The following is a 21,658-nucleotide window of genomic DNA, read 5'->3' as shown; positions in this document are numbered from 1 at the left end:
TCAGGGGTAGGTGATGACGTGGCACAGCGCACCATCGGGGCTGCTGGCCAGGCGGGGAAGGGTGAGCGGCAAATCTGCGAACGGGCTGTCGCCGCAGAGGAGGGCGTCGAACACCGGGTCGGCGAGGAGCTCCAGTGCCAGCGCCAGGCGTCGGCGGTAGCTCCAGCGGGCGCGCTGGGCGGTTGCCACGGCGCCGACCTGGGAGGAGCGTAGGCTCAGGCGCCGGGCGTGGAAGGCTTCGCCCAGCGGCACGGCCACCGGCTGATCGCCGTACCAGCTCATCTCGAGCACCGTGGCCTCGAAACCGGCCAGACCCAGCGCGGTGGAAAGCCCTTCGGGGTTGCCGCTGGCGTGAATGACCAGATCGGCGTCGCCCGATGCCTGTGCCGGTGCCGCAAAGTGACAGCCCAGCTGCGTCGCCAGGCCGGCCCGGCGCGGATCGCTGTCGATCAGTTCGACGCGCACCCCCGGCATCCGTGCGGCCAGGGCGGCAACGAGACAGCCGACCACGCCGGCGCCGACCACGGCAATCCGGTCGCCGAGGCGGGGTGTGGCATCCCACAGTCCATTGAGTGCCGTTTCCATGTTGGCCGCGAGCACGCCGCGTGCGTCAGGAAGCGCATCCGGCAGCGGCGTGACGGCTTCGCGCGGCACGACGTAGTAATCCTGGTGCGGATGCAGGCAGAACACGCGCTGCCCCAGCAGTTCTGAGGGGCCTTCTGCGATGCGTCCGACCGAGGCGTAGCCGTATTTGACCGGACCGGGAAAGTCGCCTTCCTGGAAAGGGCAGCGCATCGCGCTCCATTGGCTGGCCGGTACCTGCCCGCGAAAGACCAGGCTTTCGGTGCCGCGGCTGATGCCGCTGCGCAGCGTTTTGACGAGCACTTCGCCGGGTTCCGGGGCACGCAGCGCTGCCGTGCGGATTTCGCCAACGCCGGGCTTGACGGTCCAGAAGGCTTGGGCGAATTGTTGTTCAGCCATGAAAGTCACATTCGATCATGACATCGTCGCCAAAGACGAAGCGCCGTGTGCGGGGCCGCAGGCTGTCGCCCAGGTCGGTGATTTCCGGCAGCACGATGCTGGGCCGCCCCGAGCCGAGGATGACCGGTGCCACCGTGATCTGCAGGCGATCCAGTGCGCCAGCTGCCAGAAAGCGGGAAACCGTCACGCCACCCCCTTCGATGAACAGCCATGGCAGCCCGCGCCGGGCCAGGATGCGCCGGATTTCGCGGGGGTCGAGGCCGCCTTCGCCGCGGGGAGCCGGGACGACTTCGGCCTCGCCCTGTGCTTCGCCGGGGTGGGCCAGGTTGGCTGCCACCAGAACAAGGGTTGGCGCGGTGGTGTCGTGAAAGACGCGCTGGCTGCCATCCAGGCGCCGCTCGGGATCGACGATCACCCGCACCGGGCTGGTGCCGGCGCACAAGCGCACCGTGAGTTGCGGGTCGTCGTGCAACACCGTGTTGGCGCCTACCAGTACCGCGTCTGCAATCGCGCGCATGCGGTGTGTGTGGAGCAGGTCTTCGGCGCCGCTCAGCCAGCGGGACACGCCGCTGTTGGTGGCGATGCGTCCGTCAAGGCTTTGGGCCAGATGTCCGACCGCGAAGGGGCCGTGGCGGCGCGCGGCACACAGCGGTCCGTACAGGGCGTGCAGCGGGCAGGCTGCATCGGTCGGGATGTGCTCGCCCCGCGCGTCGAGCAGCGCCCGCCACTGGGCGTCGTCTGCGCGGGGCGACAGCGCTGGGCGCACCCGCTCTTCAATCTCGGGCATGGGTGTGTTCCGGCGTCATTCAGTGGCGCCTGTCGGCGACAAGGGGGCACAAGGCGCGAACAGGGTGGCGTATTCCGGCTCGGCGGGCAGCCGTGCTTCTTCGGGAATGCGGCACAGGCCAACGGCGGCCAGCGCCCGGCCGACGCGGGGATCGGCACTGGCCATGGCCAGCGGTATCGCGCCGGCGAGTCCGAGCACAAAGGGCGCCCACAGCCACACCGCGCCCGGCACCACCCGCCAGAAGCACACTGCGAAAACGAAGCCCAGAACCGTCTGCAGCCACAGCCGGCGGGCCGCCAGTGCGAAGGGAATCCCCTCCGCATCCCGCTGCTGGGTGCTCCAGCCCATCTCCCGGCCGAAGGGCAGGCCGAGCATGAAGAGCGTGACCGCGACAGCGGAGATCGGTGCGATCAGCATCGAGAAGAGCATTTCGAGGAAGGCGCTGACGAGGATTCGCGCCGTGCCCCCGTAGGCCTGCCGCAAGGGGCTGCGCGCCAGTACGTCGGCGAGGGTGGCGAATTTGGGGGCGAAGCTCATGACCATTGTCAGGATGAAGAGCAGTGCGCCAAGATCTGCCCGGATCGGCATCTGGCGCAGCAGGCCCAGCGTCATGAGACCCAGCCAGGCCGGTGCGCCCAGGTACATGGCGATCGCCAGACCGAGTTGGCAGCGGCTTACCGGGAGCAGGCGGGGCAGGCTCAGGAAGTGGAAATACTGCATGTTGCCCTGGCACCAGCGCAGGTCGCGGCGGATGAATTCGGGCAGGCTCGGCGGGTTTTCTTCCCAGCTGCCGTTCTCTTCGGGCAGCACCCGCACTTCGTAACCGGCGCGGCGCATCAGCACGGCTTCGAGCTGGTCGTGGCTCAACACGTGGCCGCCGAGCGGGGGTTTGCCGGGCAGCACGGGCAGGTGGCAGTGTTCGGTGAACGGGGCGATGCGGAGAATGGCGTTGTGGCCCCAGTAGGGCCCGCAGTCGCCCTGCCAGCTCGCTGCGCCCAGGGTGTAGGAGCGCATGCCGAGACGCATTCCGAACTGGAAGATGCGCGCGAAAGGGCTGGCGCTCGGCAGCCCGGTGACCAGCGTCTGCAGAATGCCGATGTGCGGCTGAACCTGCATGATGCGGACAAGGCGCAGCATCGCCGCCGGCGTCATCACGCTGTCGGCGTCGAGGACAATCGCAAATTGATGAAGCGATCCCCAGCGTTCGCAAAAGTCGCGGATGTTGCCCGCCTTGAAGCCGCTGCTCTCTTCGCGGCGCCGATAGGTGATGCTGAGCGCAGACCCGAAGCGCGCCGACAGCTCGGCGGCGACCCTTTGTTCATCTTCGATGATCGGGGCCTGGTTGCTGTCGCTGAGCATGTAGAGGTGAAACCAGCGCGACTCGCCACTGGCAACGAGCCCTTCGAGCATCCAGCCGAGATTGCGCTGCAGGCGCCCGGTGTCTTCATTGCGGATGCAGATCAGCAGGGCGGTGCTGCTGGCGATCTTCTCGGTGCCGCCAATGCTGCGCAGGTGAGGCGCCACCAGCCCTGCCGGATCACGGCAGAAGGTCATCAGCGAGAAGCCGATCACCGCATTCCAGAAGCCGATGGTCGTCCATGGCAAGGTCAATGCGAACAGCAGCAGCATGGCAATCCCGACAGGGTCGGGGGCTTCGACAAATAGCGTTGCCGCCATCAATCCCAGCAGTGCGGCACAACTGCCGAGTACCAGTGCGGAAAAGCCGATGCGCCGCCAGCGCAGTGCCACGCGGGCGCGCGCCTGCCCGGCGGCATTTTCAAATGATCCATCCATGCGACAGTCAGCTTTCCGGAATATCCTGAGTCAATAGGACTGCGTGCCGGCGCGGGATTGGCGAACCGGCTTTCAATTCAGGGACAGGCCGGATAGCGTTACCCGGCATTCACCTTAGCGCGTTTGAACCGCTTCTTCTTCGGCCAGTTCCGGCAGGGCATGGCCCATGCGTTGGCGCTTGGTCTGGATATAGCCGATGGAGTGCTGGTTGGGCTCGGTAATGACCGGGAGACAGTCATCGACTTTCACGCCCAGGGCGGTCAGTTTGGCGAGCTTGTCGGGGTTGTTGGTCATCAGGCGAATGCTGCGCACATCGAAATGGGCGAGCATTTCGGGTACGACTTCATAGGAACGGGCATCGTCCGGCAGGCCGAGTACTCTATTGGCATCGACGGTGTCGTATCCCCGTGACTGCAGGTGATAAGCGCGGACCTTGTTGGAAAGGCCAATTCCCCGGCCTTCCTGGCGCAGATACAAAACCATGCCGGCGCCCAGGCGGACGATTTCGGAGAGCGCCATGTCGAGCTGGTCTCGACAGTCGCACTTGAGCGAACCGAACACTTCCCCGGTCAGGCATTCCGAATGCACCCGCACCGGCAACCCGGCCTTGCCTGTGACATCCCCATAGACCAGCGCCACATGTTCCTGATGGCTGTGCGTGGCATCGGGAGCGGTGGTGCGAAAGACGTGCATGGCAAATACCCCGTTCGACGTGGGCAAATCGGTCGAAGCCAGCCATTCGGAATGACGGGGTGACTCTGGCGAAGTAGGCATTGATCTGGATCTTTTGTTGCGTTGCGTTTTAAAGCGCTCCCTGAAAGGCCGGATGCGTTTCAGTACGGGTCGGACGTGGGCGATGGCTGCTGCCCTGATGTTGCTGACAATACCATCCGACACCCTTTCCGCAAAAGGGTTCCCCTTGTGATCATTAGTCGATTGATTATTAAGGAATAAGCTTGTGAGTATTTCTTTGTTGTGCGCGGCCCGGTTCCGCTCGGTGAATCCGGCTTCACGCGTAAAGGAATGGACGGACCGGCGGGTAAGCGTCGAATTGAAAGGCGTTCTGCTGCCCGGGCATCAGCGCTGCGCATCCGGATGTTGCGCTGCAGACAGCGCTGCAGGCATGCCGAAATGCAAAGTTGTTAGCAATCAAGGGTGTTGAGTGCTGGCATCGACTTTGCGAAGGAGTGAGGACGGCCGGCTCGTCCGGCTGATCGCCCACTCACTGCCTGGAGAGAATGAAAAATGGCCATCCGCCCGCTCTACGACCGGATCATCGTTACCCGCACCGAGCCCGAGCGCACCACCGCCAGCGGCATCGTCATCCCCGACAGCGCCGGCGAGAAGCCCGATCAGGGTGAAGTCATCGCCATCGGCAACGGCAGGTTGCTGGCCAATGGCGAGCTGCGTCCGCTGGTAGTCAAGGCCGGCGACCGGGTGCTGTTCGGCAAGTACGCCGGCCAGGCCGTCAAGATCGACGGCCAGGACGTCCTCGTGCTGCGCGAGGAAGACGTCATCGCCATCATCGAGGGCTGAGGCCCCGCATTCCCCACCAGAACATCCCCCCCCCAGAATCAGGAGTCATTTGAATGTCTGCAAAGAAAGTGCTGTTTGGTGATGACGCCCGTGCCCGCATCGTTGTTGGTGTGAACATCCTCGCCGACGCGGTCAAGGTGACCCTCGGCCCCAAGGGCCGCAATGTGGTGCTGGAGCGCAGCTTCGGCTCGCCTACCGTGACCAAGGACGGCGTCTCCGTCGCCAAGGAAATCGAGCTCAAGGACAAGTACGAGAACATCGGCGCCCAGTTGGTGAAGGAGGTCGCCTCCAAGACTTCCGACAACGCCGGTGACGGCACCACCACCGCCACCGTGCTGGCTCAGGCCATCGTTCGCGAAGGCTTCAAGTACGTGGCCGCCGGCTACAACCCGGCCGACCTGAAGCGCGGCATCGACAAGGCGGTGATCGCCATCGTCGCCGAAATCCGCAACATCGCCCGCCCGACCACCACCAGCAGGGAAATCGCCCAGGTCGGCGCGATCTCTGCCAACTCGGATGCCGACATCGGCCAGATCATCGCCGATGCCATCGACCGGGTCGGCAAGTCCGGCGTGATCACCGTGGAGGATGGCAAGAGCCTCAACAACGAGCTCGACGTGGTCGAAGGCCTGCAGTTCGACCGGGGCTATCTGTCGCCCTACTTCATCAACAACCCGGAAAAGCAGATCGCCGCGCTGGACGAACCCTTCATCCTGCTCTTCGACAAGAAAATCTCCAGCATCCGCGACCTGCTGCCGATTCTCGAACAGGTCGCCAAGGCCGGCCGGCCGCTGCTGATCATCGCCGAGGACGTGGAAGGCGAGGCGCTGGCGACGCTGGTGGTCAACACCATCCGCGGCATCCTCAAGGTGGTGGCCGTCAAGGCGCCGGGCTTTGGCGACCGCCGCAAGGCCATTCTCGAAGACATCGCCGTGCTGACCGGCGGCAAGGTGATCGCGGAAGAGATCGGCCTGACTCTCGACAAGGCCACCCTGGAGGATCTGGGCCAGGCCAAGCGCATCGAAGTGGGCAAGGAAAACACCACCGTGGTGGACGGTCTCGGCAGCGCCGATGCGATCAAGGCCCGCGTCGGGACCATCGACGCCCAGATCGCCGAAGCCACCTCCGACTACGACAGGGAGAAGCTGCAGGAGCGCAAGGCCAAGCTGGCCGGCGGCGTGGCGGTGATCAAGGTCGGCGCTGCCACCGAAGTCGAACTGAAGGAAAAGAAGGCCCGCGTCGAGGATGCCCTGCACGCCACCCGTGCAGCCGTCGAAGAAGGCGTGGTGCCCGGCGGTGGCGTGGCTTTGCTGCGCGCCCGCAGTGCCATCGCCAACCTCAAGGGTGACAACCACGAGCAGGACGCGGGCATCAAGATCGTGCTGCGCGCCATCGAAGAACCGCTGCGCCAGATCGTCACCAACGCCGGTGACGAGGCCTCGGTGGTGGTCAACAAGGTGATCGAGGGTAGTGGCAACTTCGGCTACAACGCGGCCAACGGCACCTATGGCGATCTGGTCGAGCAGGGGGTGCTGGATCCCGCCAAGGTGACCCGCTCTGCCCTGCAGAACGCCGCCTCGGTGGCCTCGCTGATCCTCACCACCGACGCCATCGTGGCCGAACTGCCGGAAGACAAGCCGGCGGCGCCGTCCGATCACCACGGCGGTGGCTTTGGCGGCGGAGGCTTCTAAGCGCCAAAGGGTGGCTCCCGGTCTGTCAAGACCCGGGGCCGCCGGGACACCCTATAAAACGCGGCGTCCGCTGATGACTCGCAGCAACACGACGACGATGGCGATGACCAGCAGGATGTGGATGAAGCCTCCCATGGTGGTGGATGTGACAAGACCAAGGAGCCACAGGACAAGTAGTACGACGGCAATGGTGTAGAGCATGGAATCCTCCGTTATCGGGTGCTTTCGGGTCGGTCCCGTGTTCAACGCGATCGGATCTCGCGTATCGGCCTGACTTGTCTGCATAGTTCAAGTATGGATCGTCGGGCGGGCACGGTCGGTGCGGTGGCGCACGGAACTGTGGGGCGCATTCGTAAACGGGTGCGTCTGAGCGGCTGTTTTTGTGCGGCGCAAAATAAACTTGACGCAAGTCGTGACAACGTTTAATATTCTCTTTCTCTGACGCGGGGTGGAGCAGTCTGGCAGCTCGTCGGGCTCATAACCCGAAGGTCGCAGGTTCAAATCCTGCCCCCGCAACCCAATTAAGCAAAAAGCCCAATCACTTCGGTGGTTGGGCTTTTTGCTTTCCAGCGTCCCGATGCTTCGGGACGCTGGGTTGTTCAGCGGGAGGGGATGCGGCCGCTGTCGTCCGACAGAACGATCTCGACCCGGCGATTCATCTGGCGGCCACTGGCGTTGCCGTTGCTGGCCACCGGGTAGGCTTCGCCGTAGCCGTGGGCGTCGATGCGCTCGCTGCCGATGCCCATCTCCACCAGGGCGCCACGAACAGCGCTGGCACGGAGGCTGGAGAGTTCCTGGTTATGGCTGTCGCTGCCGGTGCTGTCGGTGAATCCTTCGACGATCGCCTTGCGCTGGGGGTTTTCCTTCAGAAAGCTCACCAGCTTTTCCATGTTGCGCAGGCTGCCGGACTTGAGTTCGGCCTTGTCGGTGTCGAACAGTACGTCGCCGATGGTGATGACCAAGCCGCGGGGCGTTTGCTTGGCGTTGAGCTCCCTGATCTGGGCTTCGAGCTGACGACTGCGGGCCTGGGCGTCCTGTGTGTCGAGACGGGCGGCGTTGGCACTTTGCTTGGCCATGTCGGCTTCGGTGGTACGGGCGGCCAGACGAACCTTGTCACGGGCTGACTCGGCCTCGCCAACCGCAACTTCCGCCGCCTTCTGGGCACCGGTTTCCTGCGCAATGGCAACCCGCTGCTTGGCCAGATAGGCGAGGTGATCGACATCGGCCGGCTTGTCGCCGCGGGCCGAGGCTTCGTTGGCCCGGTTAAGGGCGTCACCGGCCTGCTTCATTTCAGTGGTGGCCAGATCGCGGGCCTGCGGATTGGCCTGGGCGGCCTGGTAGTCGGTGCGTGCCTGGTCCAGCTGCACGTTTTTGGCGGGCTGCGAGGAGCAGCCGGCCAGCGTTGCCAGGGCAATGAGCGTCATGGCAAAGAGCTTGTGTTCGGTCATGGTCGGATCCTTTGAATGCTTGGTTACTTGGTTTTGCGATTGAGTTCTTCACGCAGAACCCGGATGCCTTCCTGCAATTCGTCGGCGGCCTTGCGGGCCTTGCCGGAGCGGGCCTTGGCCTCTGCCAGCTGGGCATCGACCTGGGCTTCTTCGGCGAGGTTGCGGGCGGTGTCGTAGTCTTCCTTGCTCATCGCCAGCTTGGCGCGGTCGAGTTTTTCGCGGGCGGTCTGCATTTCTGCCGGGGCCATTTCGGTGCCACCGGCGCCAGCGGCACGCGTCACGGCGGCGCCCGACACCGCCATTTGCTCGGTGGGGGCCGGTGTGCTGGCACAGGCGGCCATCAGGAAGGAGGTGCCGGCGATCAGGGCCGACAGTCCGATCCTGCGCATGTCGGGGCTGGATCTCCAGTTGCTTGTGGTTTTCATGGTCAGTTCCATTTCTTGAGTGATTGGGGGGATTGGCGCGAGCACCCAGGGGGCGAGACTCGCGGTGTGTGAGGTAAGCACCGCAGCAGAGCTGCACCCCAAAAGCATGGGGTGAGGCGGGGGGGCGGGTCGGTGCGGTGGCGCACATGATTGTTATGGCAGTGCTGCCGGCCATTCCTGTGTGTGCCATCGCACCGACCCGTTCGGCATGAACGGATAGGCTGTTGGCGAGGTTTTGCCACGGCCCGTTGTTTTAAGGCGGGTTGTGCACGCCTGCCGCGGTTTGCGCGGTGCCCCGGTCCATCGTCAGCCGTTCCATGGCGACACTGCGGAAGGAATCGCGTGGCAACCCTGGCTAATCCTGATCGACCGTTTCGGACCTGGTTTCCCGGCAGCGGATGGCCGCAGGCTTTCCGTGATGAAGAACCCCCGCTGCGCTCCGAGCTGTTCAGTGCCGACCAGATGGCCATGCACGGCAAGGTGCTGGCTGCTTCCCACACCCTGGCTCCGGAGCGGGGCCCGGACCTTTTGCTGGCGCGCCTGGCCGAGAACGAAAGCATCCTCGTCGATGTGTGCAAGCTGCTTACCCGGGCGGTGGCCGACAGCCGCCGGATCGTGCCGGCCGGCGAATGGCTGCTCGACAATTTCTATCTCATCGAAGAACAGATCCGCATGGCCAAGCGGCTGCTGCCCAAGGGCTACAGCCGCGAATTGCCGCGTCTGGAGGACGCTGTCGCAGGCCCTTCGGCCGGGCGTCCGCGGGTTTACGACATTGCGCTGGAAACCGTTGCCCACGGGGACGGGCGGGTGGATGCCGAAAGCCTGGCGCGCTTTGTCGCCGCCTACCAGAGCGTCGCGCCGCTCAAGCTGGGCGAGTTGTGGGCGATCCCGATCATGCTGCGGCTGGCCGTCATCGAGAACCTCCGGCGGGTCAGCGTGCGCATTGCCGCCGGCTGGATCGAGCGGGAGCTGGCCGACTCGTGGGCCGATCGCATGGCCGAGACCGTCGAGACGGATGCCAAGAGCCTGATCCTGGTGGTTGCCGACATGGTGCGTTCGGAGCCGCCGATGGCCAGCGCCTTTGTGGCCGAACTGGCCCGGCGCCTGCAGGGCAGGGGGCCTGCGCTGGCCCTGCCGCTGACCTGGGTCGAGCAGCAGCTGGCCCAGTCGGGCCTGACCACCGAACAACTGGTGCAGTCGGAGAACCAGCAGCAAGCGGCCGACCAGGTGTCGATCAGCAACAGCATTGGCAGTCTGCGGGTGCTGGGGGCGATGGACTGGCGGGATTTCGTTGAGTCCCTGAGCCTCGTCGAGCAGACCCTGCTTGGCGACCCGGAGGGCATTTATGGCCGGATGGATTTCGCTACCCGCGACCGCTATCGCCACGCTACCGAGGCCATTGCCCGGAAGGGCCGGATGAGCGAGGAGCAGGTGGCCCGCCAGGCCGTAGACCTGGCCCGGGCCGGTGCCCGGGGGGCTGGCGGCAGGACCGCACACGTGGGCTACTACCTGATCGACAAGGGCTTGCCCGCGCTGGAGGCCGCCGCCGAGGTGCGTCCCGGCAGCGTCGATGTGTTGCGCCGGGCGGCTGCTCGCAGCCCGCTGTTCCTTTATCTGGGCGCCATCGCGTTGCTGACGGCGGTGGTGGCTGGCGGCTTGCTCTGGCCGGCCCTGGCACTCGGGCTGCCCGTGTGGGCGCTGGTTCCGGTTGGTTTGCTGGCGGTGCTGGCCGGCAGCCAGCTGGCAGTGGCGCTGGTGAACTGGCTGGCGACCCTGCTGGTGACGCCGCGCCCGTTGCCGCGGATGGATTTTTCCGAGGGCATCGCCGCGTCGTCGCGCACGCTGGTGGTGGTTCCGACCATGCTCACCGGCGCCGCCAGTATCGAGGGGCTCGTCGAGGCGCTGGAGGTGCGCTTTCTGGCCAATCGGGATGCCTGCCTGCACTTCGCGCTGCTCACCGATTTTCTCGATGCGCAGCAGGAGTCGCTTCCCGGCGATGCCGCGCTGGTCGACCTGGCCCGCGCCGGGATCGCGGCGCTCAATGACAAGTACGCCCCGGCCGAATTCGACATCTTTTTCCTGTTCCACCGCCCGCGCCAATGGAACCCCCGCGAGCAGGCGTGGATGGGGTGCGAGAGAAAGCGCGGCAAGCTCGCCGACCTGAACGCCTTGCTGCGCGGCGCTGGCCGAGCCGGCTTTGCGCTGATTGAGGGCGATACGGCGGTGCTCTCCGGCGTGAAGTACGTGATCACGCTGGATACGGACACCCAGCTCCCGCGGGATGCGGCGCGACATTTTGTCGGCGCCATGGCGCACCCGCTGAACCGCCCGCTCTACGACCCGGAAAAGCGCCGGGTGGTGGAGGGCTACGGCATTCTGCAACCCAGGGTGGCGATCAGCCTGCCGGGCACCAGCCGTTCCCGCTACGCCCGCCTGTACGGCGGCGAGCCGGGCATCGACCCCTACACCCGGGCCGTTTCGGACGTGTATCAGGACGTGTTCGGTGAGGGCTCCTTCATCGGCAAGGGTATCTACGACGTGGAGGCTTTCGAGCAATCCCTCGGCGGCTGCTTCCCCGACAACCGCATCCTCAGCCATGACCTGCTGGAAGGCTGCTACGCCCGGGCCGGGCTGCTCAGCGACGGCCTGCTCTTCGAGGATTATCCGGCCCGCTACAGCGCCGACGTGAGCCGTCGTCACCGCTGGATTCGCGGTGACTGGCAACTGGCCGGCTGGCTGCTGCGCCGGGTTCCCGGCATGGATGCCGAGCGACTGGCCAACCCCCTGTCGGCACTGTCCCAGTGGAAGCTCGTCGACAACCTGCGGCGCAGCCTCGTCCCGACCGCGCTGACCCTGTTGTTCCTGACTGGCTGGGCGGTGCTTGACGCCAGCGGCCTGTGGACGGCTTCGGTGATCGGCATCCTGCTGCTGCCGTCCCTGTGTGGCAGCCTGCTCGATCTGCTGCGCAAGCCGGCCGAGGTGCTGTGGCGGCAGCATCTGGCGGCCGTTGCCCGCACGACCCGGCGTCATTTCACGCAGGTGGCTTTCGAGCTGGCCTGCCTGCCCTACGAAGCCTCCTTCAGTCTGGATGCGATCCTGCGCACGGTGTGGCGCATGCACGTCAGTCACCGCGGGCTGCTTGAATGGAAGCCGTCGAGCGAAGTCGAGCGGGAGTCTGGCGGTCGTGGGCACAGCGATTTCGCTGCCTCATGGCGCGCCATGAGTGTCGCCCCGGCGATCGCTTCCCTCGCCGCCCTGGGGCTGGCGCTGTTTCATCCGGCGAGCTTGCTGGTGGCTGCGCCGGTGCTGCTGCTGTGGTTTTCTGCGCCGGCGGTGGCGTGGTGGATCAGCAGCCCGCTGACGCTGCGCAAAGCGCTGCTGACGCTGGAGCAGACCCTGTTTTTGCGCGCACTGGCACGCCGTACCTGGCGATTTTTCGACACCTTTGTCGGCCCCGCCGATAACTGGCTGCCGCCCGACAACTACCAGGAATACCGGGTCGCCTCGGTGGCCCATCGGACTTCCCCGACCAACATGGGCCTCGCGTTGCTGGCCAACCTGTCGGCCTACGATTTCGGCTACATCCCGCTCGGCCTGCTCGTCACGCGCACCGCCAACACACTGGCCAGCATGGAAGGGCTGGAGCGCTACCGCGGCCACTTCTACAACTGGTACGACACCCAGACCCTGCAGCCCTTGTCGCCGCTCTATGTTTCCACCGTGGACAGCGGCAACCTGGCCGGCCACCTGCTGACCCTGCGTGCCGGTCTCGATGTGCTGGCCGACGACCGGATCCTGCTGCCGCGCCTGTTCAGTGGCCTGAGCGACACGCTGGTGATCCTCGAGGACGCCATGGGCAACCCGCTGGTGGACTTCTGGAAGGCACTCGAGTCTGCCTCCACGGCGGCGCCGGCCACCCTCGCGGCGGCCCGCGCCACCCTCGACAGGCTGAGCACCTGCGCCGTCGGCGTGGTGGCCCAGACCCGGGGCAGGCTCGAGGTTGGTGACGACACCAGCCCGGCCATCGAAGCACACCGGTGGGCGCAGGCCCTGCATCAGCAAGTGCAGGACGCGGTGGACGAACTGACCTTTTTGGCCCCGTGGCTGTCGCTGCCCGCGTCGCCCCGTGGGCTGGATGTGCTGCTGGCCAGCCTGGCTGGTCAGGTTGGTATCCCGACCCTGCGCGGCCTCGCCCGGCTTGACGCGTTGCTGTGTCCGCAGATCCGGCAGCATCTCGATGGTGAAGTGACCGATGTACAGCGCGCCTGGCTCACCGACCTGCTGCGCGTGACTGCCGAAGGCTGCAGCCGGGCCCGCGAGCGGCTGGCCGTCATCGATGGCCTGGCCGGGCACGCCGGTGAGCTGGCGCGCATGGAATATGACTTCCTGTTCGACAAGACCCGTCACCTGCTGACCATCGGCTACAACGTGCCGGAGCGGCGGGTCGATTCGAGCTGCTACGACCTGCTCGCCTCCGAAGCCCGGCTGGCCAGTTTTGTGGCCATTGCCCAGGGGGAATTGCCCAAGGAAAGCTGGTTTGCCCTCGGGCGTCTGCTCACCAGTGCCGGCGGCGAGCCCGTGCTGCTGTCGTGGAGCGGCTCGATGTTCGAGTACCTGATGCCCATGCTGGTGATGCCGACCTACGACAACACCCTGCTCGACCAGACCTGCAAGGCGGCGGTGGCGCGGCAGATCGAATACGGGCGCCAGCGCGGGGTGCCGTGGGGCATGTCCGAATCGGCCTACAACACGGTGGACGCCCAGCTCAATTACCAGTACCGGGCCTTTGGCGTGCCGGGGCTGGGCCTCAAGCGCGGGCTGGCCGAAGACCTGGTCATTGCGCCCTATGCCACGGTGCTGGCCCTGATGGTGGCCCCCGAAGCGGCCTGCCGGAACCTGCAGCGCATGGCCGCCGAAGGCTTCATGGGCAAGTACGGTTTCTTCGAGGCGGTGGATTACACGCCGGCCCGGCAGCGCCGGGGGCAGGCCAGGGTGCCGGTGCGGGCCTTCATGGCCCACCACCAGGGCATGAGCCTGCTGGCCCTGGCCTACCAGGTGCTGGATCGCCCGATGCAGCGGCGTTTCGAGTCGGACCGCAGCTTTCAGGCGGTCATGCTGCTCCTTCAGGAGCGCATCCCGAGGGCCACGGTCCTGTTCTCCCACTCGGCAGAGATTTCCGAGTTGCGCTCCCGCGCCGCCGACATGGAAACGCCGATCCGGATTTTCGACAGTCCGGATACGCCGATCCCCGAAATCCAGCTGCTCTCCAATGGCCGCTACCACGTCATGCTGACCAATGCCGGCGGTGGTTACAGCCGCTGGAAAGACCTGGCCGTGACCCGCTGGCGCGAGGATGGCACCTGCGACAGCCAGGGCTCGTTCTGCTACGTGAAGGACGTGACCAGCGGGCTCTACTGGTCTACCGCCCATCAGCCGACGTTGCGCCGGCCAAGCTGTTACGAGGCGATCTTCTCCGAAGGGCGGGCCGAGTTCCGGCGCCGCGATTCCGTCAGCGATGAAGGTTCGGGTGGCGACATCGAAACCTACACCGAGATCGTCGTGTCGCCCGAGGATGACATCGAGCTGCGCCGGGTGCGCATCACCAACCGGACGCGCCTGCACCGGGAGGTCGAAGTGACCAGCTACGCCGAGGTGGTCATCGCGCCGGCCGCCGCCGATGCGATGCACCCGGCCTTCAGCAAGCTCTTCGTGCAGACCGAGGCGCTGGCCGGGCAGGGCGCCATTCTGTGCATGCGCCGGCCCCGTTCTGCCGGCGAGCCGACGCCGCGCATGCTGCACCTGATGGCCGTGCATGGCGCCGATGCCGGCACCGTGTCGTGGGAAACCGACCGGGCCCGTTTCATCGGCCGCACCCGCAGCACCGCCGAGCCGCTGGCGATGGACCAGGCCGGGCCGCTGTCAGGCACTGTCGGGGCGGTACTTGATCCGATCGTGGCGATTCGTCAGCGCGTTGTTCTGGCGCCGGAACAGTCGGTCACCATCGACATCGTGTCCGGCATGGCCGATACCCGCGAACTGGCCGTCGGCCTGGTGGACAAGTACCAGGATCGCCATCTGGCCGATCGCGTTTTCGATCTGGCGTGGACCCACAGCCAGGTGGAGCTGCAGCAAATCAACGCGGTGGAAGCCGACGCCCAGCTGTACGCCCGGCTGGCCGCCTCGGTGCTCCATGCCAACGCCAGCCTGCGCGCCGACCCGGCCCTGCTGATCAAGAACCGGCGCGGTCAGTCGGGCCTGTGGGGTTACGCCATCTCGGGCGATCTGCCGATCGTGCTGCTGCAGATTGGCGATGCGGCCAACATCGACCTGGTGCGCCAGCTCGTCCAGGCGCATTCGTACTGGCGCCTGAAGGGGCTGGTGGCCGACCTGGTGATCTGGAACGAAGATCACGCCGGCTACCGCCAGCGCCTGCAGGACCAGATCGTCGGGCTCATCGCCTCGGGTATCGGGGCCAGCGTGATTGACCGGCCGGGCGGCATCTTCGTGCGCTCGTCAGAGCAGATTTCGGCCGAAGACCGGCTGTTGTTCCAGTCCGTCGCCCGCGTCGTCATCATCGACAGCCAGGGCTCGCTGGTGGAACAGCTTGACCGCCGCGGCCTTCCCGACGTGCGCATGCCGCGCTTCGTGCCGACTCGCCGGCATCGCCCCGAGTTCACCGTGAGCGATTCGACCGAAGCGACCGCCGGGCTGCTGCTCTTCAACGGTCTTGGCGGTTTTGCCCCCGACGGTAGTGAATACGTGATGGCCCTTGCGCCGGAGCAGACCACGCCGGCCCCGTGGGCCAACGTGCTGGCCAACCCGCACTTCGGCACGCTGATCTCCGAAAGCGGCATGGCTTACACCTGGAGCGAGAACGCCCATGAGTTCCGCCTGACCCCGTGGGATAACGATCCGCTGTGTGATGCGGGCGGCGAGGCCCTGTATCTGCGCGACGAGGAAAGCGGCCACCTGTGGTCGCCAACGCCGCTGCCGATACGGGCAGCGACGCCCTGCGTGATCCGTCACGGTTTTGGCTACAGCGTCTTCGAAACCCGCTCGGACGGCATCGTCTCGGAACTGACGGTTTTTGTGGCCATGGATGCGTCGGTGAAGTTCTCGGTGCTCAAGCTGCGCAACGAATCCGGGCGGCCGCGGCGTTTGTCGGCAACCGGCTACGTGGCGTGGGTGCTGGGCGATCTGCGCGAAAAATCGGCCATGCACGTGAGCACCGAGATTGCCCCCCGTAGCGGTGCGCTCTTTGCGCGCAACCCCTACAGCACCGAGTTTGCCGGGCGGGTGGCTTTCTTCGACGTGGATGACCCGCTACGTACCGTCACCGGCGACCGGGCCGAGTTCATCGGTCGTAACGGTTCCCTGCAGGATCCGGCGGCACTCCGGCGTACGGCCCTGTCGGGCAAGGTCGGTGCCGGGCTGGATCCGTGCGCGGCGATCCAGGTGGACTTCGAGCTGGCCGACGGGCAGGCGCACGAGGTGGTTTTCCGCCTTGGAGTCGGGCGGGACGGGGACGATGCCGGCAAGCTGGTGCAGCGTTTTCGCGGCATGCCGGCAACGCGCAGCGCGCTTGACGCGGTGCGCCAGTTCTGGCGCCACACCCTCGGCGCGGTGCAGGTTGAAACCCCGGATCCGGCGCTCAATGTGCTGGCCAACGGCTGGCTGATTTACCAGACCCTGGCCTGCCGGCTGTGGGCGCGGGGCGGCTACTACCAGTCGGGTGGGGCCTTCGGTTTTCGGGATCAGTTGCAGGATGCGATGGCCCTCGTCCATACGGTGCCGGGCCTGGTGCGGGAGCATCTGCTGCTGTGCGCCAGCCGCCAGTTTGTCGACGGCGACGTGCAGCACTGGTGGCATCCGCCATCGGGCCGCGGTGTGCGTACCCGCTGTTCGGACGACTTCCTGTGGTTGCCGCTGGCTGTGTGCCGCTATGTGAACACCCTTGGCGACACGGGTGTGCTGGATGAAGTCCTGCCTTTCCTGGATGGTCGCCCGGTCAACCCGGAGGACGATTCCTACTACGACCAGCCGGCGCGCTCGGCCGAGTCGGCCAGCCTCTACGAGCACTGTGTGCGGGCCATCCGGCGCGGTATCCGGCAGGTGGGCGAACACGGCCTGCCGCTGATGGGCTCGGGGGACTGGAACGACGGCATGAGCCGGGTCGGCATTGCGGGCAAGGGTGAAAGCGTGTGGCTTGGTTTCTTCCTGTGCGCAGTGTTGCGGGACTTCGTCGGGATCGCCCGGGCTCATGGCGATGCTGGCTTCGCCAGCGTGTGCGTGGAGGAGTATGAGCGCCTGCGCCAGAGCATCGAGATGCACGGCTGGGACGGGGCGTGGTATCGCCGCGCCTACTTCGACGACGGCACGCTGCTTGGCTCGGCGCAAGGTACGGAATGCCGCATCGACTCGGTATCGCAAAGCTGGGCGGTGCTGTCGGGGGCGGGCGACGGTGCCCGGGCGCACATGGCCATGCAGGCAGTCGGGGAGCATCTGGTGCGCAGCGGGGATGGCCTCGTGCAACTCCTCGATCCGCCCTTCGATAGCGCCGCGCTGGATCCGGGCTATATCCGCGGCTACATACCCGGCGTGCGCGAGAACGGCGGGCAATACACCCACGCCGCGGTGTGGGCCGCCATGGCCTTTGCCGAGCTGGGCGAGCCCGAACAGGCCTGGGCGCTGCTCAGGCTGATCGCTCCGACCAATCACACGCGGTCGGCGCAGGGCGTGGCGGTTTACAAGGTGGAGCCCTACGTTATTGCCGGTGATGTGTATGCGCTTGCACCGCATGTGGGCCGCGGTGGCTGGAGCTGGCACACCGGTGCGGCGGGATGGACCTATCGCCTGCTCATGGAGTCACTGATCGGCCTGCGCCGCGAGGGCAATGTGCTGCATCTGGCCCCGCGATTGCCGGCCGAGTGGCCGACGCTGACAATCGACTACCGCTTCCGGGAGACGGTCTTCCACATCGTTGTCTCGCGGCGGGTGCCGGGGACGGCGGCGAGCATGACGGTGGATGGCGTGGCGTGCCTCGCCCTGGCGATTCCGCTGGTGGATGATCAGCGGGAGCACCAGGTTGAGGTGAATGTCTGACCGGCAGGTTTATTGGTTCAGCAGGATCTGCAGGATGACGCCGGTGGCAATGGCCACCAGCACGTAATCGCCCCCCGCCTGAACCCAGTGGTAACCCCGGGGCGGTGGGCTCAGGCGATGGCCGCGCCAGTCATTTACCACGTAGTTGCGGTGGCGGTATTCACTGGGCAGGCGGTCACCCCGGTAGAAATTGCGCTGGGGGCCGGCGCCCGGGCCGCGGCGATCCTCGCGGTAAGCCTGGGGGGGCGGCCGGTTGCCGCGCTGGTTGCGGTAGTCGCGGTAGTCGCGCTGTTCGCGCCGCTCCCAGCGGCCCTGGTTTCCCTGGCCGTGACCCCGGCCGTCGTGGCCACGCTGGGCCTGTTCATGGTCGCCACGCTGGCCGCGGCGATCAGGGCCGTCGGCGAAGGCCACGCTCCCGGGAAGCAGGGAGAGGGCCAGGACGATGGCCAGGACAGTTTTGCTTTTCATGGGGGCTCCTCGGGTGGTGAATGACCCGCCTGACGCTAGGCCGATCTGCGCGGTGTGTCTGTGCGTAATCCCACAGAGTCGAGTGTGCGGTGCCCGACAGACCATGTTTACCCAACCCCCTATCGTGGGCTGGAGGGCGCCGCAGGCTTGGCTCGACGCTCTGGCCATTTCCCAAGCGAGTGATCAGGAGACCACCATGAACTACGAAGAAAACGACACCTACGGCATCTACAAGGCCAACACTGCCGGCGGCATCGGCGCCGATGCGGGCCAGGGCCCCGGCCCGGCCCTGATGGGCGCGCACACCCTCATCGGCAACGACGTGGTCAGCCACAGCGCCGAATTGCTGGGTGAAGTGAAGGAGATCATGCTGGATGTGCACAGCGGCCACATTGCCTACGCCGTGCTGTCCTTCGGTGGCTTCCTCGGCCTGGGTGAAAAGCTCTTTGCGGTACCGTGGAGTGCTTTGACCCTCGACACGATGAACAAGCGCTTCATGCTCGACGTGCAAAAAGAGCAGCTTGAGCGTGCCCCGGGCTTCGACAAGGACAAGTGGCCCGACATGGCCAACCCCGAATGGGCCGAGGGCATTCACGCCTATTACGGACGCACGATGTATTCGCTCTGACATAGCCTCGGCGCTGTCGGCGCTCAGGCCCCTGTTCAAGGCTGCCGGCACGCAGCGCCGGTCATGAACAGGGCTTTCAGGAAGGATCGCGATGGCGGCGTTTCGTGTGCCCGGACCGACGTTTGCGTTTCCGCAGTCGGTGCTGATTCCGTCGGCGGCGGTGGGTGTGCTGGCGGGTTTGTGGCTGCGCATGGCGGGCACCGGCTGGTCGGCCGGCCTTGGTGCGCTGCTGGTCGGCCTGGCGGTGTGGACGCTGGTGGAATATGTCCTGCACCGCTTCATCCTGCACGGCGTCGAGCCCTTCAGAAGCTGGCACCTGGAACATCATCGGGAGCCGGATGTGCCGATGCGCACGCCGGTGCTGTTCAGCCTGATGCTTGTGCTGACTCTGGCGGTTTTGCCCTCCGTGCTGTGGGCCGATACGGGTTTTGCCGTGGCGCTTTCCGGCGGGTTGATCCTGGGCCATCTGGTGCAGGAGCTGGTGCACTACCATCTGCACCGGGCCATGCCCCGCAGCCAGGGCTGGTTGGCAGCCCGCTGGCGTCACCACGACTTTCATCACCATGACAACGACTGCCTGGCCTTTGGCACCCTCGCCAGCTTCTGGGACCGCCTGCTCGGAACGCAGCCTGGCCGCTAGTCTCAGGGCCTTGCCGGCGTAACCCGCCATACGGTGTTGCCTGCGTCATCGGCCACCAGCAGCGCGCCTGTCCGATCTACCGCGACACCCGCGGGGCGGCCGTGGGCGTCGCCTTGCGCATTCAGAAAACCGGTCAGCACGTCTTCCGGCGGGCCGGCAGGGCGGCCTTCGGCAAAGGGCACGAAGATCACCTTGTAGCCGCCGAAGGGTTGGCGATTCCATGAGCCATGCTGGCCGATGAAGGCGCCGCCGGCGTATTTTTCAGGCAGCAGCGTGGCGCTGTAAAAGGCCAGGCCGAGAGATGCGGTATGGGCGCCCAGCGCATAGTCGGGCACCTGTGCCATGGCCACCAGGTCGGGGCGTGGCGGGTTGGGGCGAGTGTCCACGTGGCGTCCGTAGTAGCTGTAGGGCCAGCCGTAAAAGCTGCCGTCCTGCACGGCGGTCATGTAGTCCGGCACCAGGTCGCTGCCAAGCTCGTCCCGTTCGTTCACGGTGGTCCATAGCGCGCCGCTGACCGGTTGCCAGGCCAGCCCGTTGGGGTTGCGCAGGCCCGCCGCGAAGATGCGGGAGCGGCCGCTGGCGAGGTCGATCTCGTGGATGGCGGCCCGTCCCGCTTCCTTGTCCATGCCGTTTTCGCCGACGTTGCTGTTCGAGCCGACGGTGACATACAGACGCCTGCCGTCCGGGCTGGCGATCAGGTTTTTGGTCCAGTGGTGGTTGAGCGCACCCGCTGGCAGGTCGATGACCTTGACCCCCGGTGCGGTGATCTGCGTCGCGCCGGGTTCATAGGCAAAGCGCCATACGGAATCGGTGTTGGCCACGTAAAATTGATTGCCGACCAGTGCCATGCCGAAGGGCGAATGCAGTCCCTGCAGGAATAGGCTGCGTGTTGCCGCGACACCGTTCGCGTCGATGCCGCGCAGCAGGGTGATACGGTCGGCGCTGGGCGTGCCGGCCCCGACTGTCTTCATCACCTGCTTGCTGATCCAGCCGACGATGCCGGTCCCGCTGTCGTGTTCGGCCGGCGCGTTGCTCTCGGCCACCAGCACATCGCCGTTGGGCAGCACATGCAGCCAGCGAGGGTGGTCGAGGTCGCTGGCGTAGGCGCTCACTGCCAGCCCGGCGGCAGCTATCGGTGTGGTACCGGCTGGCCAGCCAACCGCGCGGGCGGTGTGGATGGTCGGGATGAGACGCGTCTGTGGAGGCGGGAGGTTTGGCTGTGGCCCGAAGCCGGCGCTCGCCGGCAGGGTGGCCACTTCGCCACAGCCGGCAACGGCGAGCGCCAGCAGGCTGCCCGCCAGCAGCCTGTGCGGTATGTCGTGGCGGCTAGGTCTTTGTGTCATGAGGGCGTCAGCAGGTCAGTTCCGTGACCCACTTCAGCAGCACTTGCGCGACCTCTTCCGGCTGGTCGAGGGTGGACAGGTGGCCACAGGTGTCGACGATGCAGAGCCGGGCCTGCTGGATGCCGGCGGCGATTTCCTCGGCCACTTCGGGGGGCGTGACCAGGTCGTCACGGCCACAGATCACCAGCGTCGGGCAGGTGATGGCTGCCAGACTAGGGCGGCTGTCGGCGCGCCCCATGATGGCCGTCTGCTGGCGCAGGAACACATCCTTGCCAAGCCCGATGGCCATCGAGTGGAAAACCCCGCGCACGGCCGGCAGGTTCATCCGCTCCGGGTGGGACAGGCGCGGCAGCAACTGCTCGCAGACGGCCTCCATGTCGGTTTCAGCCAGTTTCATCAGCGCTTTGCGGGCGGTAGAGGCTGTGGGCGTTTCGGGGCGCGCCGAGGTGTCCAGCAGGGCCAGGCCGCATACCCGGTCGGGGGCCTGGCGCATGATCTCCAGGGCGACATAGCCGCCCATCGACAGACCGACCAGCGCGAAGCGTCCCGCGGGCGCCTCGGCCAGCACGCCCGCGGCCAGTTCGGCAATACTGTCGGCGCGGGTCAGGTCAGCGACTTCGGTCAGGGCCACCGGCGACAGGGCGGCCAGCTGATCCCGGAACAGGCTCGCATCGTTGAGCAGGCCCGGCAGGAAGAGCACGTGAATTTTCGGTTTCACTGATTGCATGATTACCTCCGAATGCGTTCCGTGACCTGCGGAGTTGCGGGAAACGGTGCGTGACAATGGCTGCGCAGCAGGGGGGCGTCGGTGTGCT

15 protein-coding genes and 1 tRNA gene are annotated in these 21,658 nt (G+C 66.2%); 6 read left to right on the top strand and 10 right to left on the bottom strand.

Annotation, left to right across the window (positions count from 1 at the left end; genetic code table 11):
* From ETQ85_RS16090 to ribA, 4 genes are all read right to left on the bottom strand, one after another.
* Window positions 1-981: a zinc-dependent alcohol dehydrogenase gene (locus ETQ85_RS16090; protein WP_148580098.1), complete on the bottom strand. Its 981-nt coding sequence runs from the start codon at window positions 979-981 to the stop codon at window positions 1-3.
* Window positions 974-1,768, bottom strand: coding sequence for a RibD family protein (locus ETQ85_RS16085; RefSeq protein WP_222862191.1), 795 nt, complete (start codon window positions 1,766-1,768; stop codon window positions 974-976). The genes ETQ85_RS16090 and ETQ85_RS16085 overlap by 8 nt, the downstream gene beginning before the upstream one ends.
* A gap of 15 nt (window positions 1,769-1,783) precedes the next feature.
* On the bottom strand, window positions 1,784-3,562 hold the full coding sequence (gene mdoH, locus ETQ85_RS16080; RefSeq protein ID WP_148580097.1) for a glucans biosynthesis glucosyltransferase MdoH: 1,779 nt from the start codon (window positions 3,560-3,562) through the stop codon (window positions 1,784-1,786).
* A gap of 114 nt (window positions 3,563-3,676) precedes the next feature.
* Window positions 3,677-4,336 carry a GTP cyclohydrolase II gene (gene ribA, locus ETQ85_RS16075; RefSeq protein WP_148580096.1) on the bottom strand — a complete coding sequence of 220 codons (660 nt, stop codon included), beginning with the start codon at window positions 4,334-4,336 and terminating at the stop codon, window positions 3,677-3,679.
* A 471-nt stretch (window positions 4,337-4,807) separates the two neighbouring features.
* Here ribA and ETQ85_RS16070 point away from each other — a divergent pair, with 471 nt between their 5' ends.
* The gene (locus ETQ85_RS16070; protein ID WP_148580095.1) at window positions 4,808-5,098 is read left to right on the top strand and encodes a co-chaperone GroES; all 291 of its coding nucleotides are present in this window, start codon (window positions 4,808-4,810) and stop codon (window positions 5,096-5,098) included.
* A gap of 53 nt (window positions 5,099-5,151) precedes the next feature.
* A complete protein-coding gene (groL, locus tag ETQ85_RS16065; protein ID WP_148580094.1) occupies window positions 5,152-6,789 on the top strand; it encodes a chaperonin GroEL in 1,638 nt (545 codons plus the stop codon).
* A gap of 51 nt (window positions 6,790-6,840) precedes the next feature.
* Here groL and ETQ85_RS16060 read toward each other — a convergent pair whose 3' ends face one another.
* Window positions 6,841-6,990 (bottom strand): lmo0937 family membrane protein, encoded by a 150-nt coding sequence (locus tag ETQ85_RS16060; protein WP_148580093.1) that lies wholly within the window; start codon window positions 6,988-6,990, stop codon window positions 6,841-6,843.
* 241 nt (window positions 6,991-7,231) lie between these two features.
* On the opposite strand from ETQ85_RS16060, the gene ETQ85_RS16055 reads away from it, so the two are divergent.
* A tRNA-Met gene (locus ETQ85_RS16055) sits at window positions 7,232-7,305 on the top strand.
* An 83-nt stretch (window positions 7,306-7,388) separates the two neighbouring features.
* On the opposite strand, the gene ETQ85_RS16050 is transcribed toward ETQ85_RS16055, so the two are convergent.
* Window positions 7,389-8,237 (bottom strand): OmpA family protein, encoded by an 849-nt coding sequence (locus tag ETQ85_RS16050; protein ID WP_148580092.1) that lies wholly within the window; start codon window positions 8,235-8,237, stop codon window positions 7,389-7,391.
* Between the two features lie 23 nt (window positions 8,238-8,260).
* The gene (locus ETQ85_RS16045) at window positions 8,261-8,662 is read right to left on the bottom strand and encodes a DUF4398 domain-containing protein (RefSeq protein WP_246128787.1); all 402 of its coding nucleotides are present in this window, start codon (window positions 8,660-8,662) and stop codon (window positions 8,261-8,263) included.
* A gap of 342 nt (window positions 8,663-9,004) precedes the next feature.
* Here ETQ85_RS16045 and ETQ85_RS16040 point away from each other — a divergent pair, with 342 nt between their 5' ends.
* Window positions 9,005-17,764, top strand: a complete 8,760-nt coding sequence (locus ETQ85_RS16040) for a glycoside hydrolase family 94 protein (protein WP_246128786.1) — start codon at window positions 9,005-9,007, stop codon at window positions 17,762-17,764.
* Window positions 17,765-17,773: 9 nt separating this feature from the next.
* Here the strand turns inward: ETQ85_RS16040 and ETQ85_RS16035 are convergent, their stop codons facing one another.
* Complete coding sequence (locus ETQ85_RS16035) at window positions 17,774-18,232, bottom strand: RcnB family protein (RefSeq protein WP_148580091.1); 459 nt, start codon at window positions 18,230-18,232, stop codon at window positions 17,774-17,776.
* Window positions 18,233-18,428: 196 nt separating this feature from the next.
* Between ETQ85_RS16035 and ETQ85_RS16030 the strand changes: the two genes are divergently transcribed.
* Entirely contained in the window at window positions 18,429-18,860 is a 432-nt protein-coding gene (locus tag ETQ85_RS16030; RefSeq protein WP_148580090.1) for a PRC-barrel domain-containing protein, read from the top strand.
* A 91-nt stretch (window positions 18,861-18,951) separates the two neighbouring features.
* Complete coding sequence (locus ETQ85_RS16025; RefSeq protein WP_148580089.1) at window positions 18,952-19,500, top strand: sterol desaturase family protein; 549 nt, start codon at window positions 18,952-18,954, stop codon at window positions 19,498-19,500.
* A gap of 2 nt (window positions 19,501-19,502) precedes the next feature.
* On the opposite strand, the gene ETQ85_RS16020 is transcribed toward ETQ85_RS16025, so the two are convergent.
* Both ETQ85_RS16020 and ETQ85_RS16015 read right to left on the bottom strand, forming a co-directional pair.
* Entirely contained in the window at window positions 19,503-20,843 is a 1,341-nt protein-coding gene (locus tag ETQ85_RS16020) for a PQQ-dependent sugar dehydrogenase (RefSeq protein WP_148580088.1), read from the bottom strand.
* Between the two features lie 7 nt (window positions 20,844-20,850).
* On the bottom strand, window positions 20,851-21,570 hold the full coding sequence (locus ETQ85_RS16015) for an alpha/beta fold hydrolase (RefSeq protein WP_148580087.1): 720 nt from the start codon (window positions 21,568-21,570) through the stop codon (window positions 20,851-20,853).
* Window positions 21,571-21,658: the final 88 nt, after the last annotated feature.

Origin of the sequence: Zoogloea oleivorans, from assembly GCF_008107625.1 — a bacterium.
GTDB lineage: Bacteria > Pseudomonadota > Gammaproteobacteria > Burkholderiales > Rhodocyclaceae > Zoogloea > Zoogloea oleivorans.
The sequence above is the reverse complement of the archived record's forward strand: the minus strand, read 5'-3'. Positions and strand labels throughout refer to the sequence as shown.

Excerpts from the sequence above, each read along its gene's own strand:
- groL (WP_148580094.1), top strand. The coding sequence starts at position 5,152 with ATGTCTGCAAAGAAAGTGCTGTTTGGTGATGACGCCCGTGCCCGCATC.
- ribA (WP_148580096.1), bottom strand. The coding sequence starts at position 4,336 with ATGCCTACTTCGCCAGAGTCACCCCGTCATTCCGAATGGCTGGCTTCG.
- ETQ85_RS16025 (WP_148580089.1), top strand. The coding sequence starts at position 18,952 with ATGGCGGCGTTTCGTGTGCCCGGACCGACGTTTGCGTTTCCGCAGTCG.
- ETQ85_RS16015 (WP_148580087.1), bottom strand. The coding sequence starts at position 21,570 with ATGCAATCAGTGAAACCGAAAATTCACGTGCTCTTCCTGCCGGGCCTG.
- ETQ85_RS16090 (WP_148580098.1), bottom strand. The coding sequence starts at position 981 with ATGGCTGAACAACAATTCGCCCAAGCCTTCTGGACCGTCAAGCCCGGC.
- ETQ85_RS16070 (WP_148580095.1), top strand. The coding sequence starts at position 4,808 with ATGGCCATCCGCCCGCTCTACGACCGGATCATCGTTACCCGCACCGAG.
- ETQ85_RS16035 (WP_148580091.1), bottom strand. The coding sequence starts at position 18,232 with ATGAAAAGCAAAACTGTCCTGGCCATCGTCCTGGCCCTCTCCCTGCTT.
- mdoH (WP_148580097.1), bottom strand. The coding sequence starts at position 3,562 with ATGGATGGATCATTTGAAAATGCCGCCGGGCAGGCGCGCGCCCGCGTG.
- ETQ85_RS16030 (WP_148580090.1), top strand. The coding sequence starts at position 18,429 with ATGAACTACGAAGAAAACGACACCTACGGCATCTACAAGGCCAACACT.
- ETQ85_RS16060 (WP_148580093.1), bottom strand. The coding sequence starts at position 6,990 with ATGCTCTACACCATTGCCGTCGTACTACTTGTCCTGTGGCTCCTTGGT.
- ETQ85_RS16050 (WP_148580092.1), bottom strand. The coding sequence starts at position 8,237 with ATGACCGAACACAAGCTCTTTGCCATGACGCTCATTGCCCTGGCAACG.
- ETQ85_RS16045 (WP_246128787.1), bottom strand. The coding sequence starts at position 8,662 with ATGAAAACCACAAGCAACTGGAGATCCAGCCCCGACATGCGCAGGATC.
- ETQ85_RS16085 (WP_222862191.1), bottom strand. The coding sequence starts at position 1,768 with ATGCCCGAGATTGAAGAGCGGGTGCGCCCAGCGCTGTCGCCCCGCGCA.
- ETQ85_RS16020 (WP_148580088.1), bottom strand. The coding sequence starts at position 20,843 with ATGACACAAAGACCTAGCCGCCACGACATACCGCACAGGCTGCTGGCG.